Source organism: Flavobacterium sp. LS1P28, assembly GCF_003970335.1.
GTDB lineage: Bacteria > Bacteroidota > Bacteroidia > Flavobacteriales > Flavobacteriaceae > Flavobacterium.
In genome coordinates, this window is record NZ_RYDI01000003.1 from 10,990 (window position 1) to 32,978 (window position 21,989).

Sequence of the window (21,989 nt, forward strand, 5' to 3'; positions counted from 1 at the left end):
AAGAAGCAAAATAATAAGTGTTTTTGTGGAGTAAAACGGAACAAAACTTCTCGATACGCTTCGCACTCGAAGTGACGTGTATCGAGAACCGTTTTTAATACTAATTTTCTAGTTCTCGATATAATCCCGCCCAAAAGCGGGATCACTCGAACTGACGAAAATTCCCATAAAAAACTAGTTACACCCAACGGGTTACTTGTAATAAATGACTAAAGGTAAGACGTGTTATTTTTTTTAATATTTAATTTAATGTTTATCAATAAGTAAGTCGAAAGTTTAAAAGTCGTAAAGTCGAAAGAATTAACTTTGAGTAAAACAGCTTTAAATCATATTGTTACATAATTTTATCCTGATTTTAAAATACGACATTATACCATGGTTATTACTTATTTTAAAAAAAATGGTAAAAATTAGTGTAATTCATAGCTAACTTTTTTAGAAATAATTCTGTTTTGTAAACGTAGTCTGTTTAGCGGATAGGCATCTGATTTAAAACAAAAAACACCAGCCTTTCGATTGATGTTCTTAAATTTTGAGTCAAAATAATAGGCTGTGGTTTTAGTCGAAACTGTCCATTAAAATGTCTAATATCTTAATAGCCGCTTCACTGATTTTTGTGCCAGGGCCAAAAACGGCAACCGCACCGGCATCAAATAGAAACTGATAATCTTGTGCCGGAATTACGCCACCTACCACGACCATAATATCTTCTCGATCGTATTTTTTAAGTTCTGCAATAACTTGTGGTACCAGCGTTTTGTGTCCTGCCGCCAGTGAGGAAACTCCCAGGATGTGAACATCATTCTCTATCGCTTGTTTGGCCGCTTCGGCTGGTGTTTGAAAAAGCGGGCCAATGTCAACATCAAAACCTACATCAGCATACCCGGTAGCTACCACTTTAGCGCCACGATCGTGACCATCTTGTCCCATTTTGGCAATCATGATTCTAGGGCGACGTCCTTCTTTTTTTGCAAATTCATCTGCCAGTTGTTTTGCTTTTTCAAAGCTTTTGTCGTCTTTTATTTCTTTGCTATACACACCGCTAAAGGATTTAATTTGTGCTTTGTATCTTCCAAAAACTGTTTCCAGCGCATCGCTGATTTCTCCCAACGTAGTTCTGTTTCGAGCGGCTTCAACCGCTATTTCCAGTAAATTTCCTTCACCAGTTTGCGCACAAAGGATTAATTTTTTCAGCGATTCCTGCACTTTTTCAGTAGCTCTGGTCGCTTTGATTCGGTCTAATTGTTCCAATTGTTGCTTGCGGACCATTTGATTGTCCACATCCAAAATCTGTAAAGGGTCTTCTTTTTCTAATCTATATTTGTTAACGCCCACAATAATATCCTGCCCGCTGTCTATTCTCGCTTGTTTTCTGGCTGCTGCTTCCTCGATTCTAAGTTTCGGAATTCCGGATTCAATAGCTTTGGTCATACCGCCCAGTTCTTCTACCTCTTGAATGAGTTTCCAGGCACTTTCAGCAATTTCATTTGTCAGACTTTCTACATAATAACTACCTGCCCAAGGATCAACCGTTTTAGTAATTTTAGTTTCGTCTTGTAAATAAAGTTGCGTGTTTCTGGCAATTCTGGCCGAGAAATCTGTTGGTAACGCAATTGCTTCATCTAAGGCGTTGGTATGCAAAGATTGTGTGCCTCCAAAAGCTGCTGCTGCTGCTTCAATACAGGTTCTTGCCACATTGTTAAAGGGATCTTGCTCGGTTAAACTCCATCCCGAAGTTTGACAATGGGTTCGTAACGCTAATGATTTATCGTCTTTTGGTTCAAATTGCTTTACTAATTTTGCCCAGATCATTCTTCCTGCGCGCATTTTGGCAATTTCCATAAAATGGTTCATTCCAATCGCCCAGAAAAAGGACAGTCGTGGGGCGAATTCATCAATTTTCATTCCGGTTGCTAATCCAGTTCTGATGTATTCCAATCCATCGGCCAGCGTGTACGCCAGTTCAATATCAGCCGTGGCTCCCGCTTCTTGCATGTGGTAGCCAGAAATGGAAATCGAGTTGAATTTGGGCATTTTTTTGCTGGTAAATTCAAAAATATCAGCAATGATTTTCATCGAAGGCGTTGGCGGATAAATATAGGTATTACGGACCATAAACTCTTTGAGAATATCATTTTGTATTGTACCGGAAAGCAACTCGGGTGCTACGCCTTGTTCTTCGGCGGCGACAATATAGAAAGCCATAATAGGTAAAACAGCGCCATTCATTGTCATAGAAACGGACATTTCATTAAGCGGAATTTGGTCGAATAATACTTTCATGTCTTCCACGGAGTCAATGGCAACTCCTGCTTTTCCCACATCGCCCACTACGCGCTCATGATCGGAATCATAGCCGCGGTGTGTGGGTAAATCAAAAGCAATGGATAGTCCTTTTTGACCCGCAGCCAGATTCCTCCTGTAAAAAGCATTGCTTTCTTCGGCAGTTGAAAATCCGGCATATTGACGCACCGTCCATGGTCGGCGGACGTACATTGTGGTGTATGGGCCGCGTAAATTGGGAGCAAAACCAGCCCCAAAATCAAGATGAGTAAGATTCTTAATATCTTGTTCTGAATACGTAGGTTTTACTTCTATTCCTTCTGCAGTTAGAAATGCATCAGCCACAGCATTTTCATGCCCGACTTTTAGCGCTGTACTTTTTAATTGTATGTGTTGTAAATCTTTTCTTTTCATTTGTTTAGTACAAAGATTATAGTTTTTTGAAATTTTAATTCCTTTCAGTCCATATTTCAGTATTTCTTGAAGTATGAAAAATAGCTGTAATGACAATTGTGTTCTCGTAGCTGTTGAAATGAATTAAGTATGGAAAATTTTCAATTAAAGCTACTCTGGTCTTATCATATCTTATTTGAAAAAGTAATGGATTTGACTTAATTATTTTTAAACTTTCCTTGAACGAATTGGAGAACGTATCGCCCAATTTAGGGTGAATGCCTTTGTACCAATCCAAAGCTGTTTTGAAATCAAGTTTAGCTTCCTCTACAATTACAATTTTATAACCCACCGTCAATATCTTTTAGAAAATCATCAATATCTTGAGCTGAAGATGGATTCTTAAGATATTTCTCAGTTCTTTCTCTAACTTGGTCCATTTGCCATTGAGGGATTTCTAAAGTATTCGACTTTGGAAGAATAATCACTTCAACTTCATCAGCATTAAAATCATTCGGCAGTGTGATGCTTATTTTGTGATTTTTCACCTTAACGATTTGTCTTATGGGTTCCATTATTTTATGTTTTTAGCAAAGTAAATATACTCTTTTCCAATGGTATTAAATTAAATAACAGCGTCGGGCTTACTATTCAAGATCCAATCGTTCCTGTTCCGTTTTTTCTGCCAGACGTTTTTCGATTATGGGTGTGATCAAGGTTTTTCTTGGTTTGACTTTTACAAAAGGAAACAATTCTAAATCGTGTTTCATTTTATCCTGTTTGTTAGGATGTTTGTTTGTTCCCAATAAAATTTCTTTCCCAGAATCAAATAGTTCCTGCGCGGTATCCGCACTTTCCTGAATTTTTCTTTTGATGATTCCGTCATTAAGTTGTTTCAGGAAACCTCCATTTGCCTCTATGTCTTTGAATAAAGCCAATGCTTTTTCCGCTAGTTGATTGGTTAGGTTTTCGATATAATAACTGCCGTCTGCTGGATTGTTGACTTTGTCAAAATAACTTTCATTTTTTAGAATCAACAATTGGTTTCTCGCTATGCGGTCGCCAAATTCGTTGTCTTTGTGGTACAAAGCATCGTACGGTAAATTAGCAACGGCATCCGCTCCTCCAATAATGGCACTCATACATTCAGTTGTGGTACGCAACATATTTATATTGTAATCGTATAATGTTTTGTTACGTTTGGTAGGCGAAACGATGATGTTACACGCTAAAGTATGGTTGTATTCTTTGGCAATCAGATTAAAAAGCAAGCGCAACGCTCGTAGTTTTGCAATTTCAAAAAAGTAATTTGTTCCTACGGCCACTTCAAAAACAATGGGTGTATTTATGGCGTCAATTCTATTGAAATACTCATTGGCTTGTCCCACACTATAAGCAATTTGCTGTACCATAGTGGCACCGGCATTTTGATACAACGCAGCGTTGATACTAAGTAGCGATACCGATGTTGTTGCTGCCGAAAGCAAATTCAGGGTGTCAAAATTGCTTTTTTCTTTCGTTGTAAACCAGTTTCCATCTTTGGCTAATTGTCCTATAGGATCCAGATTACAGAAAATTACAGTGTTGCTTTTCTTGGCGAAAACATCAATTTTTTTGACGAAATCGATTGAAATAAATCCCAGGTTAAAATAAACGGTAACGTTCTCTAAAGGCAATTTTTCCAATAGATCGGTAACGTTAATTGATTCGTTTTCTATTGTAAAGCGCAGGCTGTCTGCCCCGCGATTCAATGTGTCTAATGCCCGTTCTATTGATTTTTCAAGGTCGTAGACAAATATATTTTGGCAAATTCTAAATTCTGTTGCTTTTGTGGAAACGGGGAATACTTTTGTAAACTCCTCTTTGTGGTAAAAAGGTTTTACCTGAATGTCTTCCGGAGAATTCCAAACTACGGTTTCATTGTAATCCGCTCCATTGAGTTCAAATTGGATTTTTTGTTTCCATTGTTTGGAGGAAATGGGGTTGAAATCATCGAAAAGGTTTGTATCCATTTTGTTAGTCATTTTCCTCACTCCAGTCCTCGTCATAGGAGAGGGAACCGAAACTTGGTGTTCTGTTTTTAATAATTACTATAAATTGTACACTCTCTTCCCTTTGGGAATGGTTGGGAATGGGATTTTATTTTTGAATCGTGTCGCCTTCAAATTCGATGATGTAAATGTCTTCACTATCTTTTTTCATATAGTATTTTTCTCGGGCGTATTTTTCTATTTGTTCGAAATTGTTTAATTGTTTGATATTCTCTTTGTCTTTTTTTATTTCGTCTTTGTAATATTCTGCATTGTCTTCCAGATCTTCAATTTGTTTGTCTAAAATGCGATGATCAAAATACGAATAGTTGTCCAGAAAAATCATCCAAGACGAAAAGAACAACAGGACCCAGACATATTTGTTGCTCAGGAATTTAAACCAAGGTTTGTCTTTATATGGATTTGTCATTTTTTTTATTTTTTTTAGCCCCGATTATAGTGGAAATCCTTTTAGTAGGTGATACTGACGAAGGAAGATTCACCTACTAAAAGATTGCAACGGAAAGCGGGAAATAGCTCCTAATACTTATTCTGTTAAAATTACAACTAAATCACAGAATTTTTTGATTTATTACTGCGCGCACCACATCAATGGCTACTGTGTTGTATTTGTCATTTGGAATAATGATGTCCGCAAATGCCTTGGTTGGTTCGATGAACTGCTCGTGCATTGGCTTTAATGTGGTTTGGTATCTGTTAAGGACTTCATTCATATCACGGCCACGTTCCACTATATCGCGTTTCATGCGTCGGATTAATCGTTCGTCAGAATCGGCATGAACGTATATTTTTACATCAAATAATTCTCTTAATTCGGGATTGGCCAAGATTAAAATTCCTTCTACAATCATCACTTTTCTAGGATGAGTAAAAACGGTATCGTCAGACCGGTTGTGGGTTACAAAGGAATAAACGGGTTGGTGAATGTTATTTCCTTCCTTTAATTCTTTGAGGTGGGCCACTAGCAACTCAAAATCAATGGCCCGGGGATGATCAAAATTGATCAATGCTCTTTCATCAAAGGAGAGTCCGTGATTTTCTTTATAATATGAATCTTGTGAAATAATACCAACTTCTGTCTGTGGTAATTCATTCATAATCTGATGTACAACGGTTGTTTTTCCGCTTCCTGTACCACCTGCAATTCCTATAATGAGCATAAATTTTTTTATTATGTTTTTATTGGAACAAAAATAGGAATTTAATCGAGAGCAGATTTTGTTTTTTGAGGAAATCTTGCTAATTTAATATATTTACGAGTCATTTTTTAAGGGTATTTAGCTATCTTTAAATTCTAAACGAGAAACTATTGTATCCCCAAATTAATAAAAACATAAGTCGGTATGTCACTTTTGAACCCAAAGAACTAGAAATTTTCAATTCTTTGCTGGAATATAAAGCCGTTGCTAAGAAAACGGTTTTACTTCAGGAAGGCGAAATGTGTCATTTTGAAGCTTTTGTCATCAAAGGTTGTGTCCGGAAATATTATATTGATGACAATGGTTTTGAAGTTATTCTGCAATTTGCGCTCGAGAATGCGTGGGTGAGCGATATTTCTTTTAGTATATACGAAGATGCACCAAGCCGTGTGTATATCGAAACGTTGGAAGATTGTGATTTTTTGCTGTTCAGCCCGGAAGCAAAAGAAGAATTATTTGCCAAAGCACCAAAGTTTGAACGCGCGTTCCGCATCCTGATGCAGCGCAGTCTGGCCGTTACGCAAGACCGTTTGTTTCATACTATTTCTAAAACAGCGACCCAAAAATACATAGAGTTTCTGGAACATTATCCCACACTATCGCAGCGCGTTGCCCAGCATTACATTGCTTCTTATCTGGGGATTTCGGCTGAGTTTTTAAGTAAAGTGAGAACCAAAATGACAAAACTTTAAAGTCTCATAATTTTTCATTTCTTGTCCTGGTTCAATGCAAATGCCTTTTTTTTGACGCACCTTTGCATTATATTTTAAAGAATAGGACAATGGAAAATACAGATAAAAATACAGAAGGAGTACTTACGCATTTTGTTTTGCACAAAGGAAACACGCGAGGTCATGCCAATCACGGTTGGCTGGAATCCTATCATACGTTTAGTTTTGCGAATTATCAAAATCCGGAGCGAATGAATTTTGGCGTATTGCGCGTGCTCAATGATGACAGAGTCAATCAGGGGATGGGTTTTGGGAAACATCCGCATGACAATATGGAAATCATTTCTATTCCGCTCGAAGGCGATTTAGAACACCATGACAGTATGGGCAATACTACGGTAATCAAGGAAGGGGATATTCAGGCCATGAGTGCCGGTACCGGAATTTTTCACAGCGAATACAATAAAAATAAAGACCAGCTGGTTAAATTTTTGCAGATTTGGATTTATCCAAATAAAAAAAATGTAACGCCTCGCTATGATCAAGTTACTTTAGATTTAAACGACCGTCACAATAAACTCCAACAAATTCTATCCCCAAATCCTGAGGATGAAGGTGTTTGGATTCATCAAGATGCGTGGTTTCATATAGGGAAATTCGAAAAGGATTTTGCTGCCACGTATGCATTAAAAAAACCCGGAAATGGAATCTACGCTTTTGTTTTGAAAGGCGATTTTGCCATAGGAAACATTGCTTTAAACGAGCGAGACGGAGTAGGAATCTGGGATACTAATGCTATTAAAATTACCGCTAATTCCGCTAGTGCCGAAATCCTGTTGATGGAAGTACCCATGCAATTGTAATTGATTTTTGATGATCATACTCGTCAGTTCGAGTGATCCCGATTTTGGGCGGGATCGTATCGAGAACAAGAAAATTTTGAATTAAAAACGGTTCTCGATACGTTTCGCACTCGAACTGACGTTTGGTATAATTTAAAACGGTTCTCGATACGCTTCGCACTCGAACTGACGTTTGGTATAATTACACATGATGTTCACGAATGTTTCCAGTCAATAAATTGCCACCACCGTAATCCGATTGATAAATGCCGTTCCTGCATGGAATGGCGTGGGTGTGTTGCAGGATTCGCAAGCAAAGAAAGTGTTTCTGGAGAACCATTTAAGTGGCGCTACTGTTCCGCACGATTCTGACGCAGCAAAAAAGAATTATGTGAACAAGTTGTTTTTTAAACAATACTTAATGCAAATTATTTATATTTGCTTCGTAAGAATTCAATTGAGTTTAGCAGTAGAAAACAAAACTTTTTTCGCACGGAAAGAACAACAAAAAGTAGCATTTTAGCATGAACCAATGAACCATTCCGAACAAAAAAACACCACTTGGCTGTTTGAAATAACACCTAAAAATAAATTTTTCTCCCTTAACCTGAAGGAAGTGTGGCAGTATAGAGATTTGCTGCTGCTTTTTGTAAAAAGGGATGTGGTGACCGTCTATAAGCAAACGGTTTTAGGGCCACTTTGGTACCTTATACAACCGCTGTTTACCTCCATTACTTTTACTATTATTTTCAATAATGTTGCGGGCATCAATACCGGAACCGTGCCGCCTTTTTTGTTTAATTTGGCCGGGATTACCGTTTGGAATTACTTCACGGCCTGTCTCAATGGTACCTCGAATACCTTTGGCAGTAATGCAGGTATCTTTGGGAAAGTATATTTCCCTCGCATTATTGTACCGCTGTCTATTGTTGTTTCCAACTTATTGAAGTTTGGAATTCAATTTTTTATATTCATTTGTTTTTACGGCTATTATTATGCCCAAGGAGCTGCCATAGGGATGAATACAGCGACTTTGTTTTTTCCACTACTGATCGTTATGATGGGAGTTTTAGGATTGGGACTGGGAATGTTTATCTCTTCCTTAGTCACTAAATACCGAGATTTTAGTAATTTGGTTGGTTTTGGAGTGCAATTATTGATGTATTTGTCCGCCGTGATGTACCCAATGGCACTCATCAAAGAAAAATTGCCGGATTACGGCTGGCTGATAACCTACAATCCCTTGGCGTATGTGATCGAAACGACACGATACATGCTGCTGGATGTTGGACACATATCTGTTTTGGGATTGGGATATACCTTTTTGATTACGGTACTGGTGTTCTTAGTGGGAGTTTTGATTTTTAACAGAACCGAAAAAAGTTTTATCGATACAGTGTAAAGAACACCGGTCCTGATGAAAGGGTTCATTTTAGGATTGATTTTTTAGCCAGTAAGAAAAGTAAGAAAGTTAAGCTGTTGGGTATAATTAATTTTTGATGATAATTTTCCGTCAGTTCGAGTGATCCCGCTTTTGGGCAGGATCGTATCGAGAACAAGAAAATTTTAAATTAAAAACGGTTCTCGATACGCTTTGCACTCGAACTGACGTTTGGTAAATTACACGCAACGGGAATAAAAGTAAGTTTTTAAGGGTAACAAACCGTAATGCCTTACTGGTTCAAAAGGAAATATCCGTTCTTATCAAAAAACAAAAAGACGATACATTTATAGTATGGTACGGTATAGTTAAAGTCGGTTTGGTAGAGCGTCTTTTTTTAGTCACTGATTTAGGTGATTTTTCATCTGGGTTTAAATGGATTTCGCAAATGGTTTGTATTGATTGCTAGTTATTTGTGTCTTTTTTTATGTTTTCTTGTGTTTCAGAGGAGAAATAAAAAATAAAACGGCAACATATTCTAGTTATATTTGCCTCTATTATCTATGACTTTTTCAGCTCATTAATGTGAGTTGAAGTCGCGAAGCGGTAGGTTAAAATGTACAATTCAATTGTAATTGTTTAAAAAAAAATGAATTCAAGTATAAAAATAGCGGTAATTGGATTAGGGTATGTCGGACTTCCATTGGCTCGATTATTTGCAACTCAATATGCTGTTGTGGGATTTGATATCAATGCCTCTCGGGTAGCATCCTTACAATCAGGCACGGATACTACACTGGAGATTTCGGATGAAGTATTACGCAAGGTATTAGTCTCAAGTTTTGTCTCCTCGAGCGCAGTTGAGAGGCAGAGCGCAGTCGAAAAATCGTCAGCTACAAACGGATTAATAGTATCTTCAGAAAGCACTGCTATTGCGGATTGCAATTATTACATCATCACGGTGCCAACTCCGGTAGACAAAAATAATCGTCCAGACTTAACGCCTTTGTACAAATCTTCTGAAACGGTGGGAAAGGTTTTAAAAAAAGGCGATATCGTTATCTACGAATCCACTGTTTATCCTGGTGTAACTGAGGAAGAATGTGTGCCTGTATTAGAAAAATTTTCAGGATTAAAATTCAATGTTGATTTTTTTGCCGGCTATTCCCCGGAACGAATTAATCCCGGAGACAAAGAACATACGGTCGAGAAAATTCTGAAAGTGACTTCTGGTTCCACGCCGGAGATCGGAATAAAAGTGAATGAATTATACCAATCTGTTATTACGGCAGGAACACATCTGGCTCCTTGTATAAAAGTAGCCGAAGCCGCCAAAGTAATTGAAAACTCACAGCGCGATATCAATATAGCGTTTGTAAACGAATTGGCCAAGATATTTAATTTAATGAATATTGATACGCATGCCGTTTTGGAAGCAGCGAGCACCAAATGGAATTTTCTGCCTTTCAAACCCGGATTAGTGGGCGGACATTGTATTGGGGTAGATCCCTATTATTTGGCACAACGCGCACAAGAATTTGGATATCATCCTGAAATTATATTAGCAGGAAGACGCCTAAATGACAGTATGGGAGAATATGTAGCGTCTCAAATTGTAAAATTGATGATCAAAAAGGGCATTTCTATAAATGGTGCGGCACTTTTAATGCTGGGCATCACCTTTAAAGAAAACTGTCCCGACGTGCGCAATACCAAAATTGTGGATGTAATCACTGCGTTAGCAGATTATGGTATTGTCATCACCATTTATGATCCCTTGGCAAACCCATCAGAAGTACAACACGAATACCAATTAGAAACAACCGCTACAGTGCCCAATAATAAATTTGATGCCATTGTGTTAGGAGTGGCGCATGCTGCCTTTTTAGCGATAGATTTGTCACAGTTACAAAAAGAAACTAGTGTGTTGTATGATGTAAAAGGAGTTTTAGGGGATGCAGTCGATGGGAGATTGTAAATAGTACCGTTCGGACTCAAACCATAATAGTAGAAAACATGAAAATAGGGATAACATTCAGTGCTTTTGATTTGTTGCATGCCGGACATATCAAAATGTTAGAGGAAGCAAAAGGACAGTGTGACTATTTAATTGCGGGACTGCAAACAGATCCTACTATCGATCGTCCTGAAAAAAACAGGCCTACCCAATCTGTGGTTGAACGCTATATTCAACTCAAAGGCTGTAAGCATGTAGATGAAATAGTTCCTTATGCAACAGAGCAAGATCTGGAGGATATTTTACGTGCGTTCAAAATTGATGTCCGCATCGTAGGAGATGAATATAAAGACAAGAATTTTACGGGACGAAACTACTGTGAAGAAAAAGGGATCGTGCTTTTTTTTAATATACGAGACCATCGCTTTTCAAGTAGCAGCTTGCGAAAAGAAGTCACAGAGAAAGAACTGATGAAGGAGAAGTAGGGTTTTTTAGTGAATGGTGAAAAGTGAATGGTGAGAAGTGAAAGGTAAGAATTGAAAGGTGTTCAGGTTTGATGTTTCCAGATTCAAACATTTCATCCTCTCACTGTACTCTAAAGTATTCAAGTCATTACAGCAAAGAAGTTTGCGTTTAGTAGTCTTCATACTAAGTTTTTAAGTCATTAACTCGAAACTTTAAAAAAGAAGCGAAAGAAAAAAAGGGAATTTAATTTGATTCCTGTCTAAATAAAAATATAATTAAAATAGTCGCCAATAGGCTGTTTTGTAAACCCCAAATCGAGGCGTCAAATCACTTATAAGCACTAATTGCATAAAAAACACTATGAAAAAACAGCCTGCAGTAACACATGTAATCCTTACCGGAGGAGTGGGAAGCCGATTGTGGCCGCTATCTCGCAAAAGTCAACCCAAACAATATTTAGATTTATTTGAAGGTAAATCGTTATTTGCAATGACCGTGGAGCGCAATCGTACTTTGGTGGACCAGATTATGGTTGTGGGAAATAGTGATAACTGTCATTTAAGTCGGCACGTTCTAGAAAAATCCAATACTCCATATATCGATATTGTTGAATCTACTCCGCGAAATACGGCTGCAGCCATCGCTTTTGCTGCACTAGCTTCTGATCCGGAGGCTGTTTTAATCGTGACGCCCTCGGATCATATTATAGGCGATATGGAACACTATAATAAGGCGATTCAGGAAGCAGTAGAAAAGGCTTCTAACGGTTTTATTGTTACTTTCGGTATTATTCCGACGAAACCGGAAACGGGATACGGGTATATTGAGCGCAAGGGTGAGGATGTAGTTTCCTTCCGGGAAAAACCAAACCAAGTTACCGCGAGGGAATTTATCTCTAAAGGCAATTTTTTATGGAACAGCGGGATGTTTTGTTTCAAAGCAGGCATTTTTCTGGAGGAATTAAAGACCTATAATCCGGAAGTCTATGAAAAATCTAAAATTGCATGGGACAACAACAGCAATGGAAATCTAGATTTGGCTTTATCCATGGATATACCATCCATCAGTATTGATTATGCGGTAATGGAGCGCAGTAAAAAGATAAAAGTGGTCGTGTCTGAATTTTCATGGTCGGACTTGGGTTCTTTCGAATCGGTGTACGACTATTTAGTGGCAACGGGGCATCCTGTTGATCCCAATGGAAATATGGTGATTGGCAATACAAATTATACGGCGTTTGTGGGAATGAAAAACACTATTTTCGTCTATACAGATACTGCTAATTTGATTCTTCAAAAAAATAGTTCTCAAGATGTTAAGAATGTATACAATGCATTGGAACAGGAAAAACCGGAATTATTACAGTAATGGACACCGCCTCAAAAATATATATCGCAGGCAATGGAATGGTGGGAAGTTCGTGCATCTATCCTAAATTGGCACCACAGCCCTTGAAAGAGGAATACTTGCTCACAGGTCCCTTGGAACCAGCAAACTGGACGGTACACCCAGAAAACTAATGGACATCTCCAAGATGCACGCACTAGGATGGAAACATCAGGTGCAGCTGGAAGAAGGAATCCAGAAAACATACGATTGGTTTTTGGAGAATGTAAATGCATTTAAGCAAGTTAAGATGTAGGGAAAAGTTTAATCGGTTAAGAAAAGTTTAATCGGTTAGGAAAGGGTTAATCGGTTAAGAAAAGGTTAATCGTTTAATCGATGAGAAAAAAGTTTAATCGATTAAGAAAGGTTTAATCGATTAACGAAATAGTAAACAATTAACCAGTTAAACACTTAACCCATTAACCATTTAAAGAAAAAAGTATAATCGGTTAACGAAATAGTAAACGATTAAGCAGTTAAACGATTAACCATTTAAAAAACCAAGCAAGCAGAAAATAATGCACAACGAAATAGTTATCTATCAGGCAGAAATGCTGTCAAGCCATATTGAGGTTCGCATAGAAGATGAGACTGTGTGGCTAACTCAATTACAAATGGTAGATTTATTTCAATCAACAAAACAAAATATTAGTCTCCATATTAATAATGTTTTCAAAGAAGGGGAACTAGACGAATTTTCAACTATCAAGGAATACTTGACAGTTCAACAAGAAGGTTCTAGAAAGATAAAGCGAAGAGTTAAGCTATACAATCTCGATGTGATTATTTCCGTCGGTTATAGAGTGAAGTCAAAAACGGGGACACAATTCAGGATATGGGCAACTAATACTTTGAAATCCTATTTGTTAAAAGGCTATGCGATTCAGAATAGAATTGAAAATATCGAGAAAAAGATTTTCGAGCATGACCAGAAAATTGAAATTTTGTTAAATACCTCTCTTCCCCTAAATCAAGGGATTTTCTATGATGGACAAATTTTCGATGCACATTCCTTTGTTTCCAGACTGATAAAATCTGCAAAAAAATCGATCCTTCTTATTGATAATTTCGTAGACGAAACTGTTTTAATACAGTTGTCAAAGAGAGAAAAAGGAGTTGGCGTTATTATTTACACAAAAGACATTACTAAACAGTTAAAACTCGATTTAGAGCGGTTCAATTCCCAATACGAACTTGTCGAAATTAAGCAATTTTCCAAATCACATGATCGTTTTTTGATAATCGATGAAACGGAAGTGTATCATATAGGAGCATCACTTAAAGACTTAGGCAAAAAATGGTTTGCTTTCTCAAAATTGAATATTGACCCTGCAACATTGCTTGGAAAATTATACGAGTAGTAGGAAAGGGTTAATCGTTTAAGAAAGGTTTAATCGGTTAATCGATGAGGAAAAAGTTTAATCGGTTAACGAAATAGTAAACTATTAACCAATTAAACTATCAGTCGTTCCTGCTAAAAAAAAACAGCCTTTTAGGGTAACTATAGTGTGATAAAAATTTGTGTAGAAAGAAAAATAGACGTTAAATAAGTTGAAATAAGTTATCTTTTAAATTAACTTTGCAAGATGAGTAGACAGATAATCTTTTACGAGAATCACTTTCTTGACTTTTATAAAATTCAAGAAGATAAAGTAAAAGCTAAGATTAAAAATATTCTTGAACTGGTAATGCAAGTTGACAGAGTTCCTGAAAAATTTTTAAAACATTTGTCCGGAAGCGATGGAGTTTATGAAATAAGAGTTGAATATCAATCCAATATTTACAGAATATTTTGTTGTTTCGACAAAGGAAACGTAGTTGTATTATTCAATGCCTTTCAAAAGAAAACTCAGAAAACTCCCAATAGCGAATTAGAAAAAGCAATACGATTGAGAAAAGAATATTTTTCAACTAAAACAAATTAGACATGGACAAATATAGCCACATAACTAATTTTGATCAACTTATTGAAGTTGAACACGGAAAAATTGGAACAGAAAGCAGAAATAAATATGAGGAACACACTCAAATGTTTATTATCAGCGAAATGCTGAAGCAAGCAAGAAAAGAAGCAAAAATGACACAGGAACAGCTTGCCGAAAAGACAGGGACTAAAAAAAGTTATATTTCTAAAATTGAAAATGGAAAAGGAAATATTCAAATTTCAACACTGATTCGACTTTTTGAATTAGGATTAAACAAACGAATAGGATTGACATTTTTATAAATCAGTACATCTCACTACAATTTGTTCAGGTCATGCTTTTTAAAGACCGGCTCGAAATTTGGAATCCGGGTAGTTTGCCTTATGGATTAACTACTGCCAAACTTAGAAAGCCGCACAGTTCCATTCCAGCCAATCCTTTACTGGCCGAGCCTATGTATCTTGCGGGTTTTATCGAAAGGATGGGAACAGGAACAGGCGACATTATTCGACTTTGTGAAGAGGCAGGTTTGAAAAAAGCTCCCGAGTTTCTACAGGAAGAAATTTTCAAGACCATTCTTTGGCGCAAAAATACTGAGGATAAATATGCCGTTGGAGTAAATGGCGGAGTAAAAGACATTCTGGTACTTATTGAAAGCAATCCCGGCATCAATGTTTCAAACATAAAGTCCCTTTTGAACGTTCCCCAAAGGACTATTGAAAGAGGAATTAATCAATTAAAGAAAGAAAATAAAATCGAATTTAAAGGAGCACCGAAAACAGGAGGCTATTATAGGATTATCGATTTCCTGATGATTTTATGTTTCAACTCAATAAAATAGAATGGCAGGAGCTTATCACAAATTGTGATAACCTACCAGAATCAATAAAGTTTAGCCCTCAAACCCCATTTGCTTTCAGTGAACAAGGAGTTGCAATGCTTAGTACGGTTTTAAAATCTAAAAAAGCAGTTGAAACTAATATCGCCATTATGCGTGCCTTTGTAGAAATCAGAAAAACAATTAGTTTGCAAAGTCATCTTTCTGAACAAATCATGGAATTGAAAAATGATTTGGAACAACGCCTTGGAGAACACGATGTACAATTGATGAAAATTTATACTGTAATGGATCAATTTATTGAAGAAAAAATAGAGCAAAAGAAATGGGAAAATCGAAAAAAACTGGGATATAAATAAACGTTAAAGGAAAAAGGTTTAATCGGTTAACGAAATAGTAAACGATTAACCAATTAACCACTTAAACGATTAACCATTTAAAGAGAAAAGTGTAATCGGTTAACGAAATAGTAAACGATTAACCAGTTAAACGATTAACCAATTAACCATTTAAAAGAAAAAAGGTTTAATCGGTTAAGAAAAGATTAATTGTAAACCTTTTTATTTCTAATGCTATAAAAATTGCTACTTTTGCGCAAGCCGCACAAAATAACTGTAAAATGGGATTTTGAGCAGCGAAGCTTTTATAAAAATAAAGAATTGGGTGCAGCGTTTCGTTTCGTTATTAGGTAATAGTGTTTCCCTTTAGAATTTAAAATACTTGAAAAACAATTATGGAAATAATAGGTACTGCCGTAGTGTCCTTTTAATCCTCTTTCATTCTGTCCAGATAAGCGTTCAGGATATATTAAAAACTGCCGATTGGAGTACTCCGCCAGTAGACAATTTATCGGGTGCTGCTCTCGAAAAGAGTAGAGCTTAGTTGAAAAGCAACAATATGACTATTCATCAGGCCGAACCTCTAGCTTTATCGACAGGAATGCCCGCTTCAGAATTTACTAAATTACGCGTTTGCTTAATCGTACCGCTTTCAAAAAAACCGGAAAAAGCTCCCTTAACAACGGATACCACTAATTTGATTTTGCAAAAAGAAAGGTCTCAGGATGTTAAGAATTTTATAGTCAATTGGAGAGAGAATTCCGATTTATTGTATTAAAAAAATACAAATCGAGATAATTTTAGGATTTAATAAACTAATAATTAAAACTTTTGACACAGATTTGTGGTACAGAATAAAATTAAGATAGAGAAAATAGAACTTCCTACAATAAAAACGATAAAGAGTTGTTTGTTTTATTCTAGTTAACCCCTTGGGTGTAATTCAATTTGTTTAATTTTTTGACCACATAGAAACATAAGTAAGTCGAAAGTTTAAAAGTCGTAAAGTCAAAAGAATTAACTTTAAGTAAAACAGCTTTAAATTATATTGTTACATAATTTTATCTTGATTTTAAAATACGACATTATACCATGGTTATTACTTCTATTTTAAAATTATGTGCTGTGCATCAATTTTTTCTTTAAGATTAATGGGAATTTATTCATTACGCCCAACGGGTTTCTTGTTATTTAAAAAATAGTATAAGTAACACGAAAAATATATTGTGGCAATTATTAAAAAGAGTTTTCTGCCACAGATTGGGTGGATTAAAACGATTTTTAAAGCTGCGTGGCGAATTAATCTGTGCCAATCTTTGAAATTTATGGCAAATAAATATAGAATTTTAGTAAAACACGACATTAAATTTTAGTTATTACTTATTTAAAAAAATAGTACTTAAAATATTTCGAATTAAAAAAATACACATTTTTACACATTACTTATGAGAAAAATAATTGTTGCTCTTTTATTGTTGTTTGCTTTTTTCCAATCTTCCCACGTACTTGCACAGGACTTGTTAAAAAGTACTGATTTGAGTACTTTAAAAGTGGATAATTTGATCGATAGCGACATCGCAAAAATAAAAACTCAGCTGCAAACAAACAATATGACGATTGAACAAGCAGAACCTATGGCTCTAGCCAAAGGAATGCCCGCTTCGGAGTTTGCTAAATTAAGAACTCGAATTGCTGGTCTGTCCTTGCAAACAGGCGTTTCAAATACTAGTAATTCCAGTGATACGGAAGATAGAAAACAAGAAAAAATCGTCAATACGAAAGTAAAAGATACCCTAAATGCTTTAATTTTTGGTTCGGAGCTTTTCGATAATCCTACCTTAAATTTTGAACCCAATTTAAAATTGGCTACGCCTGTAAATTACGTGTTGGGACCCGGCGATGAAGTGCAGGTTAGTGTGTATGGAGTACAAGAATTTAATGCTAGTATTCCCGTATCTACAGAGGGTAAAATAACCATTCAATATGTAGGTCAGATTTCCGTTTCCGGAATGACGATTGAGGCTGCTACCCAAAAAATAAAAGGTGCAATCGCAAGAGTGTATAGCACGGTGGGATCAGGACAATCTCAAGTCGCAGTGACTTTAAGTCGCATCAGAACGATTAGAGTTACTATAATTGGCAGTAAACAACCCGGTAATTATTCGATATCTTCTTTGGCAACCGTTTATAATGCGTTATTTTTAGGTGGTGGCCCGGGAAAAAACGGCAGTTACAGAAATATTGAATTGTTAAGGGATAATAAAGTATACAAAAACATTGATATTTACCGCTTCCTTGTCAATGGAAATCAATCGGATAATGTGGGATTAAAGGATAATGATGTCATTCGAATTCCGGCTTACAATCAAAGGGTCACCGTCGAGGGACAGGTAAAACGTCCTGGTATTTTTGAAATGAAAAAAGGGGAGACATTTGCAGATTTACTGTCTTTTGCATCAGGATTCAATGAATTGGCGTATACTGCTTCGGTGAATGTATTGCAAAAAACAGCTAAAGAATTTAAAGTTCGAGATGTAAAATTCGCAGAATTTAATACTTATAAACCGTTGTCCGGGGATGTGTTTAGAGTGACTAAAATTCTGAATCGTTTTGAAAACCGTATCAAAATTGACGGTGCCGTTTTTAGACCGGATACGTATTCTTTTTATGAAGGAATGCGTGTTTCCGATTTGATTGCAAAGGCGGAAGGTCTAAAAGAAGATGCGTATAGCAACAGAGCGAGAATCATTCGACTACAATCGGATTTGACCACGGAAATAGTCAATGTAAATTTAGCCAAAGCCTTAGCAGGGGATCTAGAAGCGGATGTCGCATTATTTAAAGAAGACATCGTAACGGTGTATTCAATTTTAGATTTTGTTGAAGACTTTAAAATAACCATTGATGGTGAGATTAAAAAACCAGGTGTTTATCAGTATCATGAAAACTTAACCTTAAATGATCTATTGGTTCAAGCTGGTGGATTATCAGGATCGGCTTCTAAGAGAGTTGAGGTAGCAAGAATGATTCAATCGGAAGAAATAGACGATGCCAATCCGAATAAAGCGGAACTATTTAATATCGAAATTACGGCTGATAACAATGAACAGTTAAAGAACTTTGATTTGAAGCCTTTTGATGTGGTGAATATCCGTAAAATGGCCGTTTATGATAAACCAGAGATGGTCACTATCAGCGGAGCGGTCCATTATTCCGGGAAATATGTTTTGGCAACTAAAAAAGACAAAGTCTATGATATTGTTGCACGAGCAGGTGGCTTGACATCAGTTGCCAATATAGAGGGAGTTAAGATCAAGAGACCCATTCAATCCGAACAAATAGAAGCATTGGAAAATGTAAATATGAATTTGGGTAAAAAAGACAGTATCCAAAACAAGCTTACTAAAAAACTAAAAGAAGATTTAAAATTTGCCACCATACCAGTGGATTGGAAAGCCATTGTTGAAAATCCAAAAAGCAACACCAATGTAACTTTGTTTCCCGGTGATGAGATTGAAGTGGCTACTTACAATGAAGGGGTTAAAGTGGCAGGTAATGTATTGTTAACTTCGGAGATTCCTTATACAAAAGGAAAAGGATTTAATTATTACTTAGATGCTGTTGGTGGTATCGATGCCAAGGGTTGGAAGAAAAAGGCCTACATTATTTATCCAAATGGTAAAGCAGATGTAGTAAGTTCTTTCTTATTCATAAAAACGTATCCTAAAGTGACTGCAGGTTCTCAAATTATAGTGCCAGAAAAACCGGAAGTTAAAAAAATGAGTGCCGGGGAATGGGTAGGAATAGGAAGTGTAATGTCAAGTTTAGCGTTACTTATTTTGACCGCTTTTAAGTAGGTATCTTTAGTTTTTGCTCTAGTCCTAAAGGGAATCGAAAATTCAGCACTTTATATTTTTGAACCAGATCCAAAGGAAATGAAAAATCAATAATCTACTTCTCGATACAATTTTATGCAACTGCTGTCGCTATTTTATAAAATCACTCGAAGTGACCCCTCGATAAAAACTCGGGGCAGGCTGATTAACAGACAACCAACTTCTCGATACAATTTTATGTAACTGCTATCGCTATTTTATAAAATCACTCGAAGTGACCCCTCGATAAAAACTCGGGGCAGGCTGATTAACAGACAACGGATAACAGAAAACCGAAAAATGAACGAACAAATACCAAACGATGAAATATCGTTAAAAGAACTTATTGAAAAAGGAAGAGAATGGTTTTCCTATTTGCTTGGGCAATGGAAAATTATTGTTTTAGCAGGAGTTATAGGGGCAGCTTTAGGGTTAGCTTATTCTTTTATAAAAAAACCGGTATATACCGCAACACTATCCTTCGCACTAGAAGATGAGAAGACAGGTGGTGGCTTGGGAGGAGCCTTAGGTTTGGCGAGTTCATTTGGTATAGATCTTGGCGGCGGAGGAGGAAGTATTTTTACCGGATCTAATTTGACCGAGTTGTTCAAGTCCCGCGCTATGGTGGAGCAAACTTTGTTGAGTCCTGTTGTAGTGGATGGAAAAACCATTTCTTTGGCGGAGATGTACATACAAAATCAGGGCTGGAGGGAAAAGTGGAATGACAAACCAAAATTTGCAACCATCCAGTTTTTACCCGATACCAAGCGTACCCATTTTACCCGAGTACATGACAGTATCTTGGGTGTGGTATATCAAGACTTGTCTAAAACAGGGTTGTCCGTCGGACAAAAAGATAAAAAGATTGCTATTATTAACATAGATGTCTCTTCTACTAATGAATTGTTTTCCAAGTATTTTACGGAAGCGCTTGTCAAAGAAGTTTCTGATTTTTATGTCACGACCAAAAGTAAAAAAGCACGCGAGAATATGGATATTCTGGAACGACAAACGGATTCTATACGTGGTGAACTCAACGGAGCGATTACCGGTGTGGCGGTTGCTAATGACAATACTTTTGGATTGAATCCTGCGATGAATGTACGACGAGCTCCTTCTGCTAGAAGACAGGTAGATGTGCAAGCGAATACTGCCATACTAACCGAATTAGTAAAACAAAGTGAATTGGCTAAAGTAACCTTGCGTAAGGAAACGCCATTGATTCAGGTGATTGATCGACCTATTTTGCCCTTGAAGAAAGAAAAATTTGGCAAGGCCAAGGGGGTTCTGTTGGGTGGAATTTTAGCAGGATTTTTAACGGTTATAGTTTTGATAATTCGAAGAATATTTAAACGGATTAATACATAATTTTAATTCAACAACATGATAGCTCTATGTTTCAAGTTACTTTAAAAAATGATATTAGTTTTTATTGCGAGGCTAATGATACAATCTTAGTTGGTGCCCAGAAGCGGAATCTTAATTTAAATTATAGCTGCCAAACGGGAAGGTGTCAATCTTGTAAAGCAAAAGTAATTTCAGGTACCTCTATAGCCAAAGTTGATGAAATTGGACTCAATGAAGAAGATAAAAAAAACGGCTATATTTTGACTTGCGTTCGTACTCCAACTTCAGATGTGGTTCTAGATTTAGATGATTTAAGTGGCTATAAATTAGAATCAATAAGAACCTTGCCTTCCAAAATTAATAGAATAACCAAATTATCCTCAGATGTTATTGAATTGGAATTACGAATTCCCCCTCAATCTACATTTAACTATTTGCCTGGGCAATATGTAAACTTTATCAAAGGCGATTATAAAAGAAGTTATTCAGTAGCAAATTATAATAAATCTACAAACCTTGTTTTTTTTATAAAAAAGTATCCAAGGGGGGTGTTTAGTAATTATTTGTTTAACGAAGCAAAAGTGAATGACTTACTAAGAATTGAAGGTCCTATTGGGACTTTTTTCTTGAGAAATACAGATAAAGAGAATATCATTTTTTTAGCTACAGGTACAGGAATTGCTCCTATTAAAGCAATTTTAGAACAAATGAATGAGGGTAATATTGGACTTCTTAATAAAAAAATATTCCTTTTTTTTGGAGGCAGATTTTCAGAAGATCTATTTTGGAAACCTGAGTTTAGTAATATAAACGTGAATTTTATTCCAGTGTTAAGTAGAAACACAGAAGATTGGGATGGTTCTACTGGATACGTTCAAGATATCCTTCTTTCTAAATCAATTAACTTATCTGATTCCGTAGTTTATGCTTGCGGATCTGAAAATATGATAAACGATTCTAATAAAATATTAATTCAAAACGGATTATCTGAGGATTCATTTTATTCGGATGCATTTGTCAGTACGAAATAAATATAAA

General features: G+C 36.4%; 23 protein-coding genes and 1 pseudogene. 18 read left to right on the forward strand and 6 right to left on the reverse strand.

Features of this window, described 5'->3' with window-relative positions; translation table 11 throughout:
• Nucleotides 1–558 precede the first annotated feature (558 nt).
• The 6 genes from scpA to udk all read right to left on the reverse strand — a co-directional run bounded on the left by scpA (nt 559) and on the right by udk (nt 5,887).
• On the reverse strand, nt 559–2,697 hold the full coding sequence (gene scpA / locus EKL97_RS03885; protein WP_126461387.1) for a methylmalonyl-CoA mutase: 2,139 nt from the start codon (nt 2,695–2,697) through the stop codon (nt 559–561).
• 34 nt (nt 2,698–2,731) lie between these two features.
• Nucleotides 2,732–3,028, reverse strand: coding sequence for a type II toxin-antitoxin system RelE/ParE family toxin (locus EKL97_RS03890; protein WP_126568164.1), 297 nt, complete (start codon nt 3,026–3,028; stop codon nt 2,732–2,734).
• A complete protein-coding gene (locus tag EKL97_RS03895) occupies nt 3,018–3,251 on the reverse strand; it encodes a hypothetical protein (protein WP_126461382.1) in 234 nt (77 codons plus the stop codon). Before EKL97_RS03895 ends, EKL97_RS03890 begins: the two co-directional genes overlap by 11 nt.
• 72 nt (nt 3,252–3,323) lie before the next feature.
• Nucleotides 3,324–4,688, reverse strand: coding sequence for a methylmalonyl-CoA mutase subunit beta (locus EKL97_RS03900; protein WP_126461379.1), 1,365 nt, complete (start codon nt 4,686–4,688; stop codon nt 3,324–3,326).
• Nucleotides 4,689–4,815: 127 nt separating this feature from the next.
• Entirely contained in the window at nt 4,816–5,136 is a 321-nt protein-coding gene (locus EKL97_RS03905) for an FtsB family cell division protein (protein ID WP_126461376.1), read from the reverse strand.
• A gap of 142 nt (nt 5,137–5,278) precedes the next feature.
• A complete protein-coding gene (gene udk, locus EKL97_RS03910; RefSeq protein WP_126456031.1) occupies nt 5,279–5,887 on the reverse strand; it encodes a uridine kinase in 609 nt (202 codons plus the stop codon).
• Nucleotides 5,888–6,036: 149 nt separating this feature from the next.
• Between udk and EKL97_RS03915 the strand changes: the two genes are divergently transcribed.
• The 18 genes and pseudogenes from EKL97_RS03915 (at nt 6,037) to EKL97_RS04000 (ending at nt 21,982) form a co-directional block, all read left to right on the forward strand.
• Nucleotides 6,037–6,618, forward strand: a complete 582-nt coding sequence (locus EKL97_RS03915) for a Crp/Fnr family transcriptional regulator (protein WP_126568166.1) — start codon at nt 6,037–6,039, stop codon at nt 6,616–6,618.
• 89 nt (nt 6,619–6,707) lie between these two features.
• Nucleotides 6,708–7,460, forward strand: a complete 753-nt coding sequence (locus tag EKL97_RS03920) for a pirin family protein (RefSeq protein WP_126568168.1) — start codon at nt 6,708–6,710, stop codon at nt 7,458–7,460.
• A gap of 238 nt (nt 7,461–7,698) precedes the next feature.
• The gene (locus EKL97_RS03925) at nt 7,699–7,962 is read left to right on the forward strand and encodes a hypothetical protein (RefSeq protein WP_126564293.1); all 264 of its coding nucleotides are present in this window, start codon (nt 7,699–7,701) and stop codon (nt 7,960–7,962) included.
• A gap of 9 nt (nt 7,963–7,971) precedes the next feature.
• On the forward strand, nt 7,972–8,841 hold the full coding sequence (locus EKL97_RS03930; RefSeq protein ID WP_126461360.1) for an ABC transporter permease: 870 nt from the start codon (nt 7,972–7,974) through the stop codon (nt 8,839–8,841).
• 628 nt (nt 8,842–9,469) lie between these two features.
• Nucleotides 9,470–10,798: a nucleotide sugar dehydrogenase gene (locus tag EKL97_RS03935; protein ID WP_199736836.1), complete on the forward strand. Its 1,329-nt coding sequence runs from the start codon at nt 9,470–9,472 to the stop codon at nt 10,796–10,798.
• 38 nt (nt 10,799–10,836) lie between these two features.
• Nucleotides 10,837–11,262, forward strand: coding sequence for an adenylyltransferase/cytidyltransferase family protein (locus tag EKL97_RS03940; RefSeq protein WP_126461356.1), 426 nt, complete (start codon nt 10,837–10,839; stop codon nt 11,260–11,262).
• A 340-nt stretch (nt 11,263–11,602) separates the two neighbouring features.
• Nucleotides 11,603–12,610, forward strand: a complete 1,008-nt coding sequence (locus EKL97_RS03945) for a mannose-1-phosphate guanylyltransferase (RefSeq protein WP_126568169.1) — start codon at nt 11,603–11,605, stop codon at nt 12,608–12,610.
• Nucleotides 12,610–12,762 (forward strand): hypothetical protein, encoded by a 153-nt coding sequence (locus EKL97_RS15775; protein ID WP_233588547.1) that lies wholly within the window; start codon nt 12,610–12,612, stop codon nt 12,760–12,762. The genes EKL97_RS03945 and EKL97_RS15775 overlap by 1 nt, the downstream gene beginning before the upstream one ends.
• Nucleotides 12,729–12,884 (forward strand): annotated as a pseudogene (locus EKL97_RS03955) (GDP-L-fucose synthase); the annotation flags it as partial. The gene EKL97_RS15775 and the pseudogene EKL97_RS03955, both read left to right, overlap by 34 nt.
• Nucleotides 12,885–13,146: 262 nt before the next feature.
• Complete coding sequence (gene rhuM / locus EKL97_RS03960; protein ID WP_126568171.1) at nt 13,147–13,989, forward strand: RhuM family protein; 843 nt, start codon at nt 13,147–13,149, stop codon at nt 13,987–13,989.
• Between the two features lie 225 nt (nt 13,990–14,214).
• The gene (locus EKL97_RS03965) at nt 14,215–14,553 is read left to right on the forward strand and encodes a type II toxin-antitoxin system RelE/ParE family toxin (RefSeq protein ID WP_126461342.1); all 339 of its coding nucleotides are present in this window, start codon (nt 14,215–14,217) and stop codon (nt 14,551–14,553) included.
• Between the two features lie 2 nt (nt 14,554–14,555).
• Nucleotides 14,556–14,855, forward strand: a complete 300-nt coding sequence (locus EKL97_RS03970) for a helix-turn-helix domain-containing protein (RefSeq protein WP_126461339.1) — start codon at nt 14,556–14,558, stop codon at nt 14,853–14,855.
• A 32-nt stretch (nt 14,856–14,887) separates the two neighbouring features.
• Complete coding sequence (locus tag EKL97_RS03975) at nt 14,888–15,394, forward strand: ATP-binding protein (protein ID WP_126568172.1); 507 nt, start codon at nt 14,888–14,890, stop codon at nt 15,392–15,394.
• Nucleotides 15,373–15,750: a hypothetical protein gene (locus EKL97_RS03980; protein ID WP_126568174.1), complete on the forward strand. Its 378-nt coding sequence runs from the start codon at nt 15,373–15,375 to the stop codon at nt 15,748–15,750. The genes EKL97_RS03975 and EKL97_RS03980 overlap by 22 nt, the downstream gene beginning before the upstream one ends.
• Nucleotides 15,751–16,288: 538 nt before the next feature.
• Nucleotides 16,289–16,507 (forward strand): hypothetical protein, encoded by a 219-nt coding sequence (locus EKL97_RS03985; RefSeq protein WP_126568176.1) that lies wholly within the window; start codon nt 16,289–16,291, stop codon nt 16,505–16,507.
• Between the two features lie 667 nt (nt 16,508–17,174).
• On the forward strand, nt 17,175–19,586 hold the full coding sequence (locus EKL97_RS03990) for an SLBB domain-containing protein (protein WP_126568177.1): 2,412 nt from the start codon (nt 17,175–17,177) through the stop codon (nt 19,584–19,586).
• Between the two features lie 318 nt (nt 19,587–19,904).
• Complete coding sequence (locus EKL97_RS03995; protein WP_126568179.1) at nt 19,905–20,972, forward strand: Wzz/FepE/Etk N-terminal domain-containing protein; 1,068 nt, start codon at nt 19,905–19,907, stop codon at nt 20,970–20,972.
• A 26-nt stretch (nt 20,973–20,998) separates the two neighbouring features.
• Nucleotides 20,999–21,982 (forward strand): FAD-binding oxidoreductase, encoded by a 984-nt coding sequence (locus EKL97_RS04000; protein WP_126568180.1) that lies wholly within the window; start codon nt 20,999–21,001, stop codon nt 21,980–21,982.
• Nucleotides 21,983–21,989 lie beyond the last annotated feature (7 nt).